This is a genomic window from Pseudarthrobacter polychromogenes (genome assembly GCF_014644495.1).
Taxonomy (GTDB): domain Bacteria; phylum Actinomycetota; class Actinomycetes; order Actinomycetales; family Micrococcaceae; genus Arthrobacter; species Arthrobacter polychromogenes.
Genome location: NZ_BMKU01000009.1, coordinates 24,909 through 40,986 on the forward strand (window position 1 = coordinate 24,909; position 16,078 = coordinate 40,986).

The following is a 16,078-nucleotide window of genomic DNA, read 5'->3' on the forward strand; positions in this document are numbered from 1 at the left end:
GAACCAGCAGCCGGCAACCGTGGCCGGCAACTCGTAGCCGGCGATCAGCGACCGGCGCGGAAGATCTCCGGAGCGGGCCGGGTGCCGGTGGCCAGATCCGCAAGGATCCGGCCGATGACGGGGGTGAACTTAAACCCGTGGCCCGAGAATCCGGCGCCGATCACCACGGGGCCGATCCGGTCCAGGACGAAGTCCTCGTCCGGGGTGGTGGTGTAGGTGCAGCTGACCGCCTCGAAGGAGTCCGCGTCCACCCCGGGCAGCCATGTCCGGGCGTACTCCTGGAGGGCGGCAAGCTGCACAGGCTCCGGAAGGAAGGACCGCCGGTCCGGATCCACCACGGGGCCCACTCCGTGCCAGCCGGCCTTAATTCCCTCACCCGGAGTCTGCATCCCGTACACAGGGGAATACCAGCCCTTGTAGTCCGCGCCCGCCCCCGGATAGTGGTTGAAACCAGGCCATGCTGCTCCCGGGTCCGTGACCCGGAAGTGCGCCGGCTGTTCCTGGGTGACGCGCAGCTGCGGAATCCGCAACCCGGAGCCGTTGGTGACCGCCCCGCCCAGGAGTTTTTCCGTCCAGCCGCCGGCCGTCACCACCACCTGCGCCGCGGCGAGCACCTCCGTTCCGGCTGCGGACTCCACAACCAGCCGGACGCCGTCGTCCATGACCTGGAAGTCCACCACCTTGGTGTGGTGCCGCATCTCGGCGCCGCGGGCCACGGCGAGCCGCTGCATGGCAGGGAGGGCCGCATCAGGGTTGAGCTGGCCGCCGTCGGGCAGGTGGAGCACCTGCTGGTCGAAGCGGATGCCGCGCCAGCGCTCGGCGGCCTCTTCGGGGTGGAGGAATTCCGCGCGGATCCCGGCCTGTTCCAGGGCGGCGGCAACGTCGGCGAACAGCGGCTCAGGCCCGTGGTTGACCACCCCCGTGCGCGCCAGCAGCTGTTCCCCGCTTTCCTCCTCGAGCTCGTCCCAGAGGGCAAGCCCCTCGGCCAGCATGGCCACGTACTCGGGCCGGTGGTAGCCCGGGTTCAGGTTGCGGGTGGTGCCGTGGGAGGCCCCGATCCGGTGCCCGGGCCCGAACTGCTCCACCAGCGTCACCTGCCGGCCGCGGCGCGACAGCGCCCACGCGGCCGCCGAGCCCATCGCCCCGCCGCCGATCACCACGGTGTCCACAACTGTTTCCATCAGCCCTCCAGGGTCAGGTCAGCAGCAGCGCCACGCCGATCATGGCCGGCACTGCCACCACGGTGGTTATCAAAACGGTGTCCTTGGCCACGGTAAGGCCGGTCTTGTAGCGGCTGGCGGCCACAAAGACATTCTGCGCGGTTGGCAGCGCGGCGGTCACGACGACGGCGAACAGGATGTGGCCCTCCAGCCCCAGCAGGAAGCGGGCCAAGAGATAGGCAAGCACCGGCTGGACGCCGAGTTTGAAGGCGCTGGCAAGGAGCGTGTCCATGCGGCGGCCCGCGGACGCCTGCAGCGGGCGGGTGCCGTTCAGGCTCATGCCGAACGCGATCAGCATGGCGGGAATCGCCGCGCCGCCGATCAGGTGGATCGGCTCCATGACCAGTTCCGGGATCTGCCAGCCGGTGCCTGCCACCAGCAGGCCCAGCGCCGAGCCGACGATCATGGGGTTCCGCACGATCATTACGAGGAAGGTCAGCGGCGTGGTGCGGTGGCTGCTGGTGCTTGAGTCCAGGAGCATCAGGAACAGCGGCGTGAAGAAGGCGAGCTGGAAGATCAGGAGCGGCGCCACGTAGCTGGCGTCGCCCAGCACGTAGACCGCGATGGGAATGCCCAGGTTGGCCGAGTTGACCAGCGAAGCCGCCATGGAGGACATCAGCGACTCGGGAAGCGAACGTTTGAGCCAGAACTTGGCAATGGCAAAGAAGATCGTGGCCGTGGCGATGGCGGACACCGCCGCTACCAGCAGCGGAGCCGCGAAGACTTCGGCGAGGCGCGCCTTGCTGAGGGTTTCAAAGAGCAGTGCCGGGCTGGCGACGAAAAACGTGAGGGAGCTCAGCACCTGCCGGGCGTTGTCACCCAGGATCTTCTGCCGGCCCACGAACCAGCCCACCAGGATGATGCACCACACCACAAAGAAGCCGGCCAGCACGCCTAGCATGGCACAGCCCGCAGGGCGCGGCGGAGCAGGGGACCGGGGCTCACGCTCCGGTTACAGTGCGGCGTTGTTAAGTGCGAAAGGGGGGCGCAGCAAGCCCGGGGTAAGGCCCTCGGCGGGGTCGTTCCCCAGTTGGATCACGCGGTTGTTTTCGTCCACGTGGACCACCCTGGGCTCGTAGCTCTTGGCTTCCTCGGTGGTCATCTGCGCGTAGGTAATCAGGATGACAATGTCGTTTTCCTGCATCAGGTGGGCCGCGGCCCCGTTGATGCCAATGACGCCGGAGCCGCGCTCGCCGGCAATGGTGTAGGTCTCAAGGCGGGAGCCGTTGGTCACGTCCACGATGGACACCAGCTCACCCGGCAGGATGTCGGCGGCCTCGAGCAGGTCCAGGTCGACGGTGACCGAACCTACGTAGTGCAGGTCAGCGTGAGTGACGGTGGCCCGGTGGATTTTGGACTTGAACATTGTTCGATTCATAACGGCTTTAGTCTAGCGGCGGGGGCCCTGCCGCGCAGTGACGCAGGAAACACTTGCGCAGGGAGGACCGGAGTTCCGGGGTGCAAGGACACGTTCGACGGCGGCCGGTCACCCGGCGACGTCCCCCGCCACTGCTCCTGCCGTGGCTGCAAGGGTTTCCCGGGCAGCCAGGATGGCGGGGCGCTTTGCGCTGGAGCGGCGGACCGAGGTGAAGACGGTGCGCCGCGGCTTCCCCGGCAGATCCAGGAGCCGGGCCGTGGTGTCCCGGCCGGTCCACACCAGGTCCGGCATCAGCGCCACGGCGTTGCCCGACTCGATGAGCCGGATCTGGGCCTGGAGATCAGCGGTCTCATAGCGCACGTCGGGTTCGAACCCCGCACTCCGGCAGGCCTGCTCAGCCCAGTGCCGCGACGCGGCACCCCGCGGCTCCATCACCCAGGCGAGTTCCGCGGTGTCCTCGATCGAGGAGATGGCGGGGCCGCCGTCGGACGCCGGCGGAACGGCGAGCCGGATGGCATCGGTGGTCAGCTTGACCCTGTCCAGCTCGGGATAACGGGGGGCGGCATGGCCCGGATACTGCTCGGCAATGACGAGGTCGAAATCGCGGGCCCAGGTTTCGTGGAGGGCGGTCTCGGGCTCCCGCTGGATCATCTCGATCCGGACCTCGGGGTAGGTGCGGGACATGCGCGTGAGTGTTTCCGGCATGAGGGCGAGGGCTGCCGACTGGAAAACGGCAATCCGGACGGTGCCGGTGACCGTTGTCAACGATGCCGCCAGGTCCGCCTCGGCCTGCTCCATGGTTTCCAGCAGGCTTGCGGTATGCGCCACGAGGACTTCGGCCTGGGGCGTGAGCTGCACCCGGCGCCCCGTCTTGCGGAGCAGCTCGACGCCTACTTCCTTTTCCAGCAGGGCAAGCTGCTGGGAGACCGACGACGGGCTGTACTGCAGTGCCTCCGCCACCTCCGCGAGGGTCCCCCTGATGCTGAGTTCACGGAGTAGACGGAGCCGGCGGACGTCAAGCATAGGGAAATCCTTACCGAAACTAACGAATATAGGTTAGAAGTAGTCACTTTATCTAACGCAATCCCGCTTGCATACTGTTGGGACCGAGTTACCCCCGTCACAAGCGATTCTTCGCGCGCGCCGTGACGGGGTCGCACCCCAAGCAGGAGTTCCTGATGAGCACTAGAGATATGACCCAGTCGATCATGCGGCGCAAGCCCATTGACGACATTGAAGAAGAGAACAAACACAGTGGCCTCTTTAAGTCACTCGGGCTTTGGCAGCTTACGGCGATCGGCGTAGGCGGCATTATCGGCGTCGGCATCTTTTCCCTCGCGGGACTGGTGGCCGCCGGCAGCGAGAGCACACCCGGCGTGGGGCCCGCGGTGCTGATCTCCTTCCTGGTGGCAGGCCTTGCGTCGGCCGCCGCTGCTTTGTCCTACGCGGAATTCGCGGGCATGATTCCCCGCGCAGGGTCCGCCTATACCTACGGATACGTGGCGCTTGGCGAGATCATCGGCTGGTTCATCGGCTGGGACCTCCTGCTGGAGTACATCGCCATCGTGGCGGTGGTTGCCATCGGCATTTCCGGCTACTTCGACGCCTTCCTCTCGGGAATCGGCATCAACATGCCCATCTGGATGACGTCCACCGCTGACGAAGGCCGGGGCGGCATCGTCAACATTCCGGCCATCGTGGTCTGCCTGATCGTGACCTGGATCCTGTCCCGCGGCACCAAGGCCTTCGGCCGGTTCGAACTCGTGGCCGTTGCCATCAAGGTCATCCTCATCCTCTTTATCATCGGACTGGGTGTCTTCTACATCGACACCAACAACTACAACCCGTTCATGCCCAGCGGCTTCGGCCCGGTCCTGGCCGGCGCGGCCACGGTCTTCTTCGCCGTCTTCGGCTACGACGCCATGAGCACCGCGGCGGAAGAGGCCAAGGACGGCAAGAAGCACATGCCCAAGGCCATCATTCTTTCCCTGATTATTGCGATGCTGCTCTACGTGGCGGCCACCCTGGTGCTGACCGGCATGCAGAACTACAAGGACATTGACCCCACGGCCGGTTTTGCCTCCGCTTTCACGGGTGTGGGCCTGCCGGTGATTGCCACCATCATCTCGGTGTTCGCCGTCCTGTCCATCCTGACCGTGATGCTGACCTTCCTCCTGGGCGTTACCCGCGTCTGGTTCTCCATGAGCCGCGACGGCCTGCTGCCCGGCTGGTTCTCCAAGACGGACCGCCACGGCACCCCGCAGCGCGTCACGTGGATTGCCGGCGTCGCCTCCGCCCTGCTGGCAGGCGTGTTCCCCATCAAGGCTGTTGCCGACCTGACCAACATCGGCATCCTGGCCGCGTTCGTCGTCGTCTGCTTCTCGGTGATCGTGTTCCGCTACAAGAAGCCGGATGCGCCCCGGACCTTCCGCCTGCCGTTCATGCCGTTCATCCCGGCCTTCGGTGTCCTGGCGTCGGCATTCCTGATGTTCCAGCTGCACTGGGAAACCTGGGCGCGGTTCGGCGTCTGGCTCCTTGTTGGCCTGGCGATCTACTTCTTCTACGGAAAGAAGCACTCGCTGATGAACCCCAACAGCCCCCGGCATGAGGAGATCGTGGAGATGCACCGCCCCCTCGTCTGACTCCCGGACGCTCTATCACCTAACGTCGCTTTACCCCGGACGCTCTATCACCTAACGTCGCTTTACCCCCGGACGCTCTATCACCTTCCTGTGGAGGGTGATAGAGCGTTTCCGTTTTTCCCGCATCAAGTGGGAGAGCGTCCGGGAATTTGCGGCGTTAAGTGAGAGAGCGTCGGGTGGGGGAAGGGGCAATCCGGCGATGTGCAATAGTTCATCTTTTCTAACCTGTATTGCTTAGAAAAGATCGCTTTATCTTATGTGACTGGAAGCTCATACTGGTGGATAAGACCTCCTTGAACCCCAGGAAAGAACGAGAAAAGCCATGACCCACATTGCAATGGAACCGGCAGTCGCCACCGGAACTGCGCCCCGGACTGTCGATGTCGACGTGCCCCAGGCCAAGGCATTGGCCAACGAAGCGGTGGCACTGGTCCGCCATTGGCTGACCGAGGCATCCAAGGTTCCCGTGGACGCTTCTGCCCAGCAGCTCGCCGGCGTCCTGAAGGACCCCAACGGCCTGGAGTTCACCGTTGGCTTCGTGGACGGCGTGGTCCGCCCCGAGGACCTGAACGTCGCCGCACGAAACCTCGCCGCTCTGGCCCCCAAAGTCCCGGCCTTCCTGCCCTGGTACATGCGGAGCGCCGTGGCACTTGGCGGAACCATGGCCCCGGTCCTGCCGCAGGTTGTCATCCCGGTCGCGCGAAAGGTCCTGCGCGAGATGGTGGGCCACCTGATCGTTGACGCCACCGACGCCAAGCTGGGACCTGCCATTGCCAAGATCCGCAAGGACGGCATCAAGCTGAACGTCAACCTCCTGGGTGAAGCCGTCCTGGGCGAGCACGAGGCCTCCCGCCGGCTCGAGGGCACGCACACGCTGCTGGCACGTCCCGACGTCGACTACGTCTCCATCAAGGTCTCCTCCACGGTGGCCCCGCACTCGCCATGGGCCTTCGACGAAGCCGTTGAGCACGTCGTCGAGAAGCTCACCCCGCTGTTCGAGCGGGCAGCGTCATTTCCCAAGGCCAAGTTCATCAACCTGGACATGGAGGAGTACAAGGACCTGGACATGACCATCGCGGTCTTCACCAGGATCCTGGACAAGCCCCAGTTCAAGAACCTTGAAGCCGGCATCGTGCTTCAGGCCTACCTTCCGGACGCACTCTCCGCCATGATCCGCCTGCAGGACTGGGCCGCTGAGCGCCGCGCCAACGGCGGCGCCGCCATCAAGGTCCGCGTGGTGAAGGGCGCCAACCTGCCCATGGAGCAGGTGGAAGCCTCCCTCCACGACTGGCCGCTGGCAACGTGGGGAACCAAGCAGGACTCGGACACCAGCTACAAGAGCGTCATCAACTACTCCCTGCACCCGGAGCGGATCAAGAACATCCGGATTGGCGTGGCCGGCCACAACCTGTTCGACATCGCCTTCGCCTGGCTCCTTGCCAAGCAGCGCGGCATTGCGGATACCGCACCGCAGAGTATCGAGTTTGAGATGCTGCTCGGCATGGCGCAGGGACAGGCCGAGGCCGTCAAGAAGGACGTCGGCTCGCTCCTGCTCTACACGCCGGTGGTGCACCCGGCCGAGTTCGACGTCGCCATCGCCTACCTGATCCGACGCCTCGAAGAGGGCGCCAGCCAGGACAACTTCATGTCCGCCGTGTTTGAACTCAGCGAGAACGAATCGCTGTTCGAGCGCGAAAAGCAGCGTTTCCTGTCCTCCCTCGACGCGCTGGACAACAGTGTCCCGCCGGCCAACCGCCAGCAGGACCGCAACCTCCCGCCGCAGCCCCTGCCGCACGACTCGTTCAAGGACACCCCGGACACCGACCCGTCGTTGCCGGCCAACCGCGACTGGGGCCGCGCCATCCTGGAGCGCGTCCCGTCCTCCACGCTCGGCAGCGCTGCCGTGGAAGCCGCGTTCATCAACGACGAAGCAAAGCTGAACGACGCCATCACTACCGCCGTCGAAAAGGGCAAGGCCTGGGGCGCGCTCTCAGGCGCCGAACGTGCCGAGATCCTGCACCGCGCCGGCGACGTCCTCGAAGCCCGCCGCGCCGACCTGCTCGAGGTCATGGCCAGCGAGACCGGCAAGACCATCGATCAGGGCGACCCGGAGGTCAGCGAAGCTGTGGACTTCGCCCACTACTACGCCGAGTCCGCACGGAAGCTGGACAAGGTCGACGGCGCCACGTTCGTCCCAGCGAAGCTCACCGTAGTCACGCCGCCGTGGAACTTCCCGGTCGCCATTCCGGCCGGGTCCACCCTCGCCGCGCTCGCCGCCGGCTCCGCCGTCGTCATCAAGCCTGCCAGGCAGGCCGCCCGCAGCGGCGCCGTGATGGTCGAAGCACTGTGGGAGGCCGGCGTTCCCAGGGATGTGCTCACCATGGTGCAGCTCGGTGAAAGGGAGCTGGGCAAGCAGCTCATCAGCCACCCGGCTGTCGACCGGGTGATCCTCACCGGCGGCTACGAGACTGCCGAGCTGTTCCGGTCCTTCCGCCAGGACCTGCCGCTGCTGGCCGAGACCAGCGGCAAGAACGCCATCATCGTCACCCCCAGCGCGGACTTGGACCTGGCAGCCAAGGACGTGGCCTACTCCGCGTTCGGCCACGCCGGCCAGAAGTGCTCGGCCGCCTCACTGGTGATCCTGGTGGGCTCCGTGGCCAAGTCCAGGCGCTTCCACAACCAGCTGATCGACGCCGTCACCTCCCTGAAGGTGGGCTACCCGGAGGACCCCACCAGCCAGATGGGGCCGATCATCGAGCCCGCCAGCGGCAAGCTCCTCAACGCCCTTACCACCCTGGGCGACGGGGAAAACTGGGCCGTTGAGCCGAAGAAGCTGGACGGCACCGGCCGGCTCTGGAGCCCGGGCGTGCGCTATGGCGTCAAACGCGGCTCCTACTTCCACCTCACCGAATTCTTCGGGCCCGTCCTGGGCGTGATGACCGCCGACACCCTGGAAGAGGCCATCGATCTCCAGAACCAGATCGAGTACGGCCTCACCGCCGGGCTGCACTCCCTGAACTCCGAGGAACTGGGCGTCTGGCTGGACAGTATCCAGGCCGGAAACCTCTACGTGAACCGCGGCATCACGGGTGCCATTGTGCAGCGGCAGCCGTTCGGCGGCTGGAAGAAGTCAGCCGTCGGTGCAGGAACCAAGGCCGGCGGACCCAACTACCTGGCAGGCCTGGGCGACTGGGCCCCTGCCACAAGCACCGCGGAGGCCGGCATCACCCACGCGGGCGTGCGCCGCATCCTCAACGCGGCCGGCTCCGCCCTGGAACCCGCTGAGCTCGAGTCCGTCCAGCGTGCGCTCGCCTCCGACGCGCAGGCCTGGGCAGACGAGTTCGGTACCGCGAAGGACGTCTCGGGACTCAGCGCGGAACGCAACATCTTCCGCTACCGCAGCCTTCCCGTGACGGTGCGCCTGTCCGAGGGTGCGCCGCTGGCGCACCTGGTCCGGACCGTGGCGGCCGGCGTGCTTGCGGGTTCGGAGCTGACCGTCTCCACCGCCGTCGAGCTTCCCGCCCAGCTGCGCCCGGTGCTGATTGCCCTGGACATCGAGGTGACGGTGGAGTCCGACACCGACTGGCTGGTTTCGGCAGGCAGGCTCGCGGCGGTGGGCAAGCTGTCCAATGGCCGCGTGCGCCTGATCGGCGGCACCGCCGCGGCCCTGGCAAAGGCCGCCGGGGGACGCCCCGACCTGGCAATCTACGCGCACCCGGTGACCGAAGCGGGCCGCGTTGAGCTGCTGCCCTTCCTGCACGAACAGGCCGTCAGCATCACCGCCCACCGCTTCGGCACCCCCAACCACCTCTCGGATGCCCTGATCTAGCAGCGGGGGCCCTGAGGCAAGAAAAAGGCTGGCCGACCACCACTAGGTGGCCGGCCAGCCTTTTTGATGCCTGGTGTCCGCGCCTGTTGCGCGGCTGGAGACCTCGCGTTAGTCAGCCCAGGTACCACCCGGGCGGCGTCCAGGTCACCGGCACGCTGTGGGCGGAGAAATCCTCGCACCGGGTGCATGTGTATGCCACCTCGCCCAGGGCGGCGACCGTGCCGTCACGCCGGTACGTAGGCGGGATGTAGGACTCCAGATAGACGAATTCGTCGGTCCGGCAGGTGTCGCAGGTGGGTTTGCCTACGTAGCCGGTATCGGTTGTTGCTATCCCGGCGCCGAGGGTGGAGCGGCGGGTGGCCGGTGGCCGCGCAGTGTTGAGCGGGCGCGCATGGGCCGAGCTGGCATGGGTGTTCCTGGCTGTCGTCATTGGCTGCCTGTCCCGGGTGGAAATCCTGGCATGCAGGAGCCCCCCGTGCTTGAGAACCGGCCAGCTGCTTGACCCTAGAAAGTCAGCATAGGGGATGCTGCCTTCAGCAATCAATGGAAACTGCGGAATGGCTGCGCCCATCGGGGAACCGCCGGCGTTATGCTTGCCGGTTAATTGTCCTGCCCACAATGGACTGCGTCAGCGCGTCAATGACCTCCGCGTTGGCCAGCGGGTTGCGGATCAGGGTGAAGTCCACGTCGCCCACTGCCGGCAGGTCGAACCGCCGGGTGATGATTTTGAGGTCTTCCGGGACGAGCGACGACGGCATCACGGCCACGCCGATTCCTGCCCTGACGGCCGCCAGCACTCCGCTGATTTGGCGCGTGGTGCAGGTGATCCGCCAGGTCCTGCCGTGGGACTCGAGGGCGTCGATGGCGAGTTTCCGGCTCAGGCTGGGTGACGGGTAGGCGATGAGCGGCACGGGAGACGCCGGGTCCAGCGTGGTCTGCTCGAGCCCAACCCAGGAAAAGGAATCATGCTGGACCACTGTTCCGTCCTTGGCTCCCGCCACCCACTTGACGAAGACCAGGTCCAGCTGCCCCGCGTTGAGTTTCCGGTACAGCTGGTCGCTTTGGCCCACCGTCAGCTCCAGGTTGATCTGCGGATAGATTTGCCGGAATTCCCGCAGGATCCGCGGCAGGCCCGTGATGGCCAGGTCATCGGCCGTGCCGAACCGCAGCCTTCCACGCATGGCAGAGCCGGAAAAGTAGCGGGAAGCGGAATCGTGGGCAGCCAGGATGTTCCGGGCGAAGCCCGCCATGGCGTCCCCGTTGTCCGTCAGCCGTACATCGCGGGTATCCCGGCTGACCAGGACCCTCTTGGCAGCCGCCTCCAGCTTGCGGACATGCTGGCTGACGGTGGGCTGGGCCAGGCCCAGCCGCTCCGCCGCCTTGGTGAAGCTCAGCGTCTCCGCGACGGCAAGGAAGGAGCGCAGCTGGGCCGGTTCGAACACAATGGACTCCGTGGGACATCGGTGCGGACAACGCGGACATTGCGGTTTGCAATACGAGTTATAGGGACGATACGTCTCCATAATCCTAAGTCCCAGCCTAGCGTTAAGGGCATCCCGGACCGCACGCACTTGAGGACACACCTGTGGCACCCCCACCGCCGTCATCGGCAACCGTCACCCAACCCGTCATCGATACCGCCGGCTCCGCGCCGCCGGACCACCAGACCCAGCCGCTCGCCGTCGTCACTGAACGCCTGCCCTGGAAGCACACCTTTATCTCCCTGCGGGTCCCCAACTTCCGCATCTTCGCGATAGGCCACTTCATCGCCGTCGTCGCCATCTGGATGCAGCGGATCGCCCAGGACTGGATGGTGCTGGAACTGTCCGGATCCGTCACTGCAGTGGGCATCACCGTGGCGCTGCAATTCCTGCCGTCCCTGCTCCTGGGACCATGGGGCGGGATGGTCGCCGACCGGTTCGCCAAGCGGAAGATCCTGATTCTCTGCCAGGGCATGGCGGCGGTGCTGGCGGCCGTGCTCGCGGCCCTCGCCCTGAGCGGGGCCGTTGAGGTGTGGCACGTCTACGTCATCGCGCTGGTGCTTGGCCTGGTGACGGTCCTTGACCAGCCGGCCCGGCAGGTCTTCGTCAATGAACTCGTGGGGCCCACGTACCTGCGCAACGCCATCAGCGTCAACTCCACCACCTTCCAGTTGGGCGGCCTGATTGGCCCCGCCCTGGCCGGGTGGATGCTTACTGCCGTGGGTGCGGGGTGGGCTTTCGCCGGCAACGCCGTGGCGTGCTGTTCCACCGTGGCCATGCTGCTTCTTTTGCGCAAGGACCAACTGTTCGTGAGCGAGCCCGCCCCGAAGAGCAAGGGGATGCTGCGCGAAGGACTGCGGTATGCGCTGGGCAAGCCCACCATCTACTGGCCCTGGCTGATGGCAGGTTTCATCGCGGTGTTCGCCATGAGCCTGCCCGTGGTGCTCGCCGCCTTCGCTGACAACGTGTTCAATGCCGGTGCCGCAGGCTACGGCCTCCTGAACGCCCTGGTGGCGCTGGGCGCGCTGGCCGGCGCGGTGGCATCCACGCGGCGCCGCCGGCTCCGGCTGCGCTCCGTGGTGTTCTGCGCGGGAATGTACGGGGTCATGCTGTGCCTTGCCGCGCTGGCGCCGTCCATGCCGGTGTTCGGCGCGGTCATGGTGCTCTCGGGATTCTGGTGCCTGATGTTCCTCACCGGGTCCAACCAGCTGGTCCAGGTCAGCTCCAACATGGGCATCAGGGGCCGGGTCATGAGCCTGTACATCATGGTCCTGATCGGCGGCCAGGCAATCGGCGGGCCCATGCTGGGCTGGATCGCCGAGCACGCCGACCCGCACGTGGCGCTGCTGGTGTCCGGCGGCGTGCCTGCCCTCGCGGCCCTGACGGTCGCAGTGATCCTGGCGCGCAAGGGCTCGCTGTCGCTGAGGGTGGACCTCAAGGACCGGCGGCAGCCCGTGCGGATTGTCCGGCGGGCGGCCGCGTAGCCAGGACTACAGCGCCAGGTGCGGGTACGCCTCTTCGCGCTTCTGGAACTCCAGGACATCCTTATTGCGGATGACGCCGTCGCGGATCTCGATGGCACGGGCAATGGTGTCGTTGCCGTCCCACGCCCCGGGGCCGCTGACGACGGTGTCCAGGAATGGCAGCAGGGCCTGGCTGATTTCCCAGCTGGCGGAGTTCCAGAGGTAGGACGGGCTGTGGTCCACGGCGTAGTAGTTGATGTGGTCGCCCACCGTAAACATGGGGTCGGCGAAGGTGGTGGACCGTGCCCAGCTGAAACCCATGCCCTCGTCGCACGAAACATCCACAATGAGGCTCCCGGGACTGAACGCCGCCAGGTCCTCCGTGCGCAGGTACGTCAGCGGGTTGTTGGGGTCCTGCAGGGTGCAGTTGACCACGATGTCGCTCTCGGCCAGGAACGGTGCCAGCGGTACCCTGCCGCGCTCGCTGATGACCTGGCTCAGGAAGGGGGCTTCGTCGTCGTGGTCGAACTGGACGATGTTCACAGAGTGGATCGGCGCACCGACGGCGGCCACGCCCCGGTTGGTCAGCACCTGGACGTCATGGATCCCGTGGGCGTTCAGGGCGGTGACGGCACCGCGGGCTGTTGCGCCGAAGCCGATGACCGTGGCGCTGAGCCTCCGGCCGTAGTCGCCGGTGGACCCGGTCAGCGCGAGGGCGTGCAGCACGGAGCAGTACCCCGCGAGTTCGTTGTTCTTGTGGAAGACGTGCAGTCCAAAGCCGCCATCGCTTGCCCAGTGGTTCATGGCCTCGAAGGCAATCAGCGTGAGCTTCTTGTCGATGGCCAGCTGGGTGATGGCGCGGTCCTGGACGCAGTGCGGCCAGCCCCAGAGGACCTGGCCGTCCCGCATGTCGGCGAGGTCTTCCGGCTGCGGCTTGGGCAGGAGGACGACGTCGGCCTCCGCCAGCAGCGCCTCCCTGCCGGCCATCCTGCCCACCAAAGGCGAGAGGTGTTCGTCGGATACGCCCAGCCGCTCGCCGTAGCCGGTTTCCAGGATGATGTGCTCGCGGATGTCGGGTGCGATGCGCTCGAAATGCAGCGGATGGATGGGGAGCCGGCGCTCATCGGGCTTCTTGGTTGAGGCCAGGACGCCGAGGGTCAGTCTTTTCTGCTGCCCTGTCACTTCTTTTTGGCGGCCTTGCTGGAGGTGATGTCCAGGGAGCTGGCCGGGGCGGAAGCGGCTTTCTTGTCGGCCCGCTTTTCCTTGATGGACTTGCCGGATTTTTTGGATGCTGTTTGACGCGGGGACTTGTCAGCCATGAATTGCTCCTGTAGCGGAACCGAAGAGGTTCCTGACTTCTGACGATACACTCCGGTACCTAATGGGCGCCGGGGTGGTTTGTCTTCTGTCCCGCTGCAAGCAGTGGAGCGGCTGACGGGAATCGAACCCGCGTATCAAGCTTGGGAAGCTAGCGCTCTACCATTGAGCTACAGCCGCGCTGCCCCGCCGTAGAGGGGCAGAACATAGCTTAGCGCAGAACTTTGCCTGCCCTGCCCACACACGCTGCGCGCCGCCCATGTCCCGGTCAGGGGAACGTCATCCAGTAACTCTTCAATAACGTCGCCTGCCGTGGCTAGGTGGGCCTGCGGAGCGCTGGCTAACCTGAACCGGGTAGCTGCGGGGCCGGGGGGATTGCAGCTACTGCGGCAGTTGAACCTCAACCACAGGAAGATCCCCCATGGCATTCGCAGAACACGAGGTCCTTATCCGGCGGGACGCCATGGCCGTGTATCTGTACCTGCTTGATGCGACCAACCTGCCTGCGTGGAACGACTCGGTGCGCAGCGTCAAGCTGCTTCTAGGCGCATCGGCCTCCAAGGGAGCGGTGTACCGGAAGATGGTGGCCGGACGGTCCGGGCTGAGCATCCCCGCGGAGCTGGAAATCACCCACGCCCGGCCCGGAGCCGAAATCCAATTCCAAGCCATTTCCGGGCCGGCCCACCGTTCGGGCGGGTACTACCTCAGCACGGAGGCTGAAGGAACTCGCGTCAGGTTTGCCCTCGAGGCCCGGGCAGAAGGGGCGGCCGGCGTCCTGCACAGGCTCAGGTTGCTCAACCGGATCGGATTCCTGAACAGGATGCTTCAGCGGAGTGTCTCCACCGAGGTGGCCCAGCTCGAACGGCTCAAGGACGTCCTGGAGCTCCAGCCGGCCATCTAGGAGGGCCCGTCCCCTCCAGCAGCGGCGGGCCTACTGCGCCAGCCGTTGCCCGGTCCACGGGCCCGGAATGTTCGAAGGCGACGCGAGGCTTCCGGAGGTCAGGTCCCAGTACTGCACGACGTCGGACGCCCTTCGCAGGGCCAGCCCGGTGGAGTTGAGTCCGGTAACGTCCCGCAGCGGCCTGAGGCCCGTGACGTCTCCCCAACCGGTGGCGACGGTAGCCCTGGCTTCGGTGCGCAGTGCGGTGGTGCCCCAGCCGCGGTGCAGCTGGACGGAGCCGTCAGCCCGGAGTGCAAGGATGTCCTGGAACCCGTCGGCGTCGTAATCCACCATGGACAGCTTCCGTGCGGCGCCGATGGAGCCGACGAGTGCCCGTGCGGAGAGGTCGCCCAGGCCCTTGTTGGGATACAGGTAGAGGTTTCCCGCCCCGTCTAGGGCAAGAATCTGGGGGAGCCTGTTGTTGGCACACCATCCGCCGACGGCGAGGGTAAGGGTTTCCCACCCTCCGCTTCCCAGGGTGGCGGGCGGCTGGAATCCGCCGGCGGCAATGCCGCGGTGGAGCGTCAGGGTGCCGCTGTTCCACTGCGTGACGAGGTCGTAGGCGCCGTCCCTGTCCCAGTCCGTGGTGAATACTTCCTTGGCGCCGGCAAAACCTGAGCCGATGACCTTGGCAGCGGCAAAGGTGCGCGCTCCGGTGGCTGCGCGTGCCAGGAGCTGGCCGGAGGAGTCGACGGTCACCAGGTCTCCGGGCCCCTTGATGGCCGCTGCGGAGAGGTCAAGCGTGGGCGGCATGTGCCGTACCGGGGCGTCGCACACGGTGGGCGGCGGCGCCGGGAAGGGTGTGCTCGTCCCGGTTCCGCCGGGTGAATTGGTGGTACCGGCGGGAAGGGTGGTGTAGCCGAAGAAGTTCACCACGCCCCAGATCTTGTACGTGCGGTCCGTAAAGCTGATCCCGGCCCCCATGACGTTGAAGCGCGGATCGAGGAGCATGGCGTTGTGGCCGGGGGAGCCTTTCCACCATTCCACCAGCAGCGCTGCGTCCCGGTCCGTGCGGATGGCGATGACCTCGCCGGCGCCGTTGTTGGGGCTTAGGGCGCGCTGGTCCGTCCAGAAGCTGGCGCGGTGCTCGATGACCTCGCGGGTTGCGATGCTGTCCGACCATTCCTGTGCCAGGGCCGCCACTGTTGCGTTGTATTTCACGGGGTTCAGGCCCTTGGACGCCCGGTACTCGTTGATCCGGTTGAACACCGTGAGGATGGCGGCTGCGTTGCTGTCCGGGATGAGGGCTTCCGGTGCGGGAACGGCCGCAAGGGATTCCGGAGCCGCCTGGCGGGACACCTGAGGGGAGGCAAGTTCCTCGTCCGGTGCCCAGAGGGGAGGTATGGACGGGACGTCGGGTGCCGGCTCTTCGGAGGCCGGAACGGGTGCCGGTGCTGCGGGCTCGGGGGAATCCTCAACGGTGCCGGCGGACGGACTGGTTGCCGGATACGGTGCCAGGGGTTCCGCCGCCACAGGTCCCACCGCCACTGGTTCGGCCGCCAAGGGTTCCGTGGGTGATGCCGGCCGGATGTCCGGTTCAACCGCGGGGGCGAGCAGGGACCCGCGGGAGTCCGCGCCGGAGGGGGACCCGGCGCCCTCGGTTACGGCCGGAGCGCCCAGGCTTACGCTGCTGGGCCCCGTTGCGCCCACTGGCGGCCCTGCGGCCGGCACCGGCGGTGTGCCCGCCGATGAGGAGAGCAGCGCTAAAGCCAAGAGCGCCCCAATAAAAGAGGGCGCGGCCAATCTATTCACAACATCCCCAGCTCTGTTGGGCCATCCGGGAGACCATCCGGCGCCTGAATCACTGC

13 protein-coding genes and 1 tRNA gene are annotated in these 16,078 nt (G+C 66.3%); 4 read left to right on the forward strand and 10 right to left on the reverse strand.

Annotated elements, in window-relative coordinates; genetic code table 11:
- Positions 1 to 44: 44 nt before the first annotated feature.
- The 4 genes from IEX43_RS14225 to IEX43_RS14240 all read right to left on the reverse strand — a co-directional run bounded on the left by IEX43_RS14225 (position 45) and on the right by IEX43_RS14240 (position 3,621).
- On the reverse strand, positions 45 to 1,181 hold the full coding sequence (locus IEX43_RS14225) for an FAD-dependent oxidoreductase (protein ID WP_188811973.1): 1,137 nt from the start codon (positions 1,179 to 1,181) through the stop codon (positions 45 to 47).
- 13 nt (positions 1,182 to 1,194) lie between these two features.
- Complete coding sequence (locus IEX43_RS14230; protein ID WP_188811974.1) at positions 1,195 to 2,121, reverse strand: AEC family transporter; 927 nt, start codon at positions 2,119 to 2,121, stop codon at positions 1,195 to 1,197.
- Positions 2,122 to 2,172: 51 nt separating this feature from the next.
- A complete protein-coding gene (panD, locus tag IEX43_RS14235) occupies positions 2,173 to 2,598 on the reverse strand; it encodes an aspartate 1-decarboxylase (protein ID WP_172801470.1) in 426 nt (141 codons plus the stop codon).
- A gap of 108 nt (positions 2,599 to 2,706) precedes the next feature.
- The gene (locus IEX43_RS14240) at positions 2,707 to 3,621 is read right to left on the reverse strand and encodes a LysR substrate-binding domain-containing protein (RefSeq protein WP_104188472.1); all 915 of its coding nucleotides are present in this window, start codon (positions 3,619 to 3,621) and stop codon (positions 2,707 to 2,709) included.
- A gap of 155 nt (positions 3,622 to 3,776) precedes the next feature.
- Between IEX43_RS14240 and IEX43_RS14245 the strand changes: the two genes are divergently transcribed.
- Both IEX43_RS14245 and IEX43_RS14250 read left to right on the forward strand, forming a co-directional pair.
- Positions 3,777 to 5,240, forward strand: a complete 1,464-nt coding sequence (locus tag IEX43_RS14245; protein WP_188730975.1) for an amino acid permease — start codon at positions 3,777 to 3,779, stop codon at positions 5,238 to 5,240.
- 322 nt (positions 5,241 to 5,562) lie between these two features.
- The gene (locus IEX43_RS14250) at positions 5,563 to 9,069 is read left to right on the forward strand and encodes a bifunctional proline dehydrogenase/L-glutamate gamma-semialdehyde dehydrogenase (protein WP_188811976.1); all 3,507 of its coding nucleotides are present in this window, start codon (positions 5,563 to 5,565) and stop codon (positions 9,067 to 9,069) included.
- Positions 9,070 to 9,181: 112 nt separating this feature from the next.
- Here the strand turns inward: IEX43_RS14250 and IEX43_RS14255 are convergent, their stop codons facing one another.
- Positions 9,182 to 9,499, reverse strand: a complete 318-nt coding sequence (locus tag IEX43_RS14255; protein WP_188811978.1) for a hypothetical protein — start codon at positions 9,497 to 9,499, stop codon at positions 9,182 to 9,184.
- A 157-nt stretch (positions 9,500 to 9,656) separates the two neighbouring features.
- The gene (locus tag IEX43_RS14260) at positions 9,657 to 10,511 is read right to left on the reverse strand and encodes a LysR family transcriptional regulator (RefSeq protein ID WP_104188476.1); all 855 of its coding nucleotides are present in this window, start codon (positions 10,509 to 10,511) and stop codon (positions 9,657 to 9,659) included.
- 143 nt (positions 10,512 to 10,654) lie between these two features.
- On the opposite strand from IEX43_RS14260, the gene IEX43_RS14265 reads away from it, so the two are divergent.
- Positions 10,655 to 12,034, forward strand: a complete 1,380-nt coding sequence (locus tag IEX43_RS14265; RefSeq protein ID WP_188811979.1) for an MFS transporter — start codon at positions 10,655 to 10,657, stop codon at positions 12,032 to 12,034.
- Between the two features lie 6 nt (positions 12,035 to 12,040).
- Here the strand turns inward: IEX43_RS14265 and IEX43_RS14270 are convergent, their stop codons facing one another.
- The 3 genes from IEX43_RS14270 to IEX43_RS14280 all read right to left on the reverse strand — a co-directional run bounded on the left by IEX43_RS14270 (position 12,041) and on the right by IEX43_RS14280 (position 13,510).
- Positions 12,041 to 13,195: a N(5)-(carboxyethyl)ornithine synthase gene (locus IEX43_RS14270; protein WP_188811980.1), complete on the reverse strand. Its 1,155-nt coding sequence runs from the start codon at positions 13,193 to 13,195 to the stop codon at positions 12,041 to 12,043.
- On the reverse strand, positions 13,192 to 13,332 hold the full coding sequence (locus IEX43_RS14275; RefSeq protein ID WP_172801468.1) for a hypothetical protein: 141 nt from the start codon (positions 13,330 to 13,332) through the stop codon (positions 13,192 to 13,194). Before IEX43_RS14275 ends, IEX43_RS14270 begins: the two co-directional genes overlap by 4 nt.
- Before the next feature lie 104 nt (positions 13,333 to 13,436).
- Positions 13,437 to 13,510 (reverse strand) — tRNA-Gly (locus IEX43_RS14280).
- A gap of 241 nt (positions 13,511 to 13,751) precedes the next feature.
- On the opposite strand from IEX43_RS14280, the gene IEX43_RS14285 reads away from it, so the two are divergent.
- On the forward strand, positions 13,752 to 14,231 hold the full coding sequence (locus IEX43_RS14285; RefSeq protein ID WP_188811982.1) for an SRPBCC family protein: 480 nt from the start codon (positions 13,752 to 13,754) through the stop codon (positions 14,229 to 14,231).
- A gap of 30 nt (positions 14,232 to 14,261) precedes the next feature.
- Here the strand turns inward: IEX43_RS14285 and IEX43_RS14290 are convergent, their stop codons facing one another.
- A complete protein-coding gene (locus IEX43_RS14290; protein ID WP_229666470.1) occupies positions 14,262 to 15,920 on the reverse strand; it encodes a CAP domain-containing protein in 1,659 nt (552 codons plus the stop codon).
- Between the last annotated feature and the right edge of the window lie 158 nt (positions 15,921 to 16,078).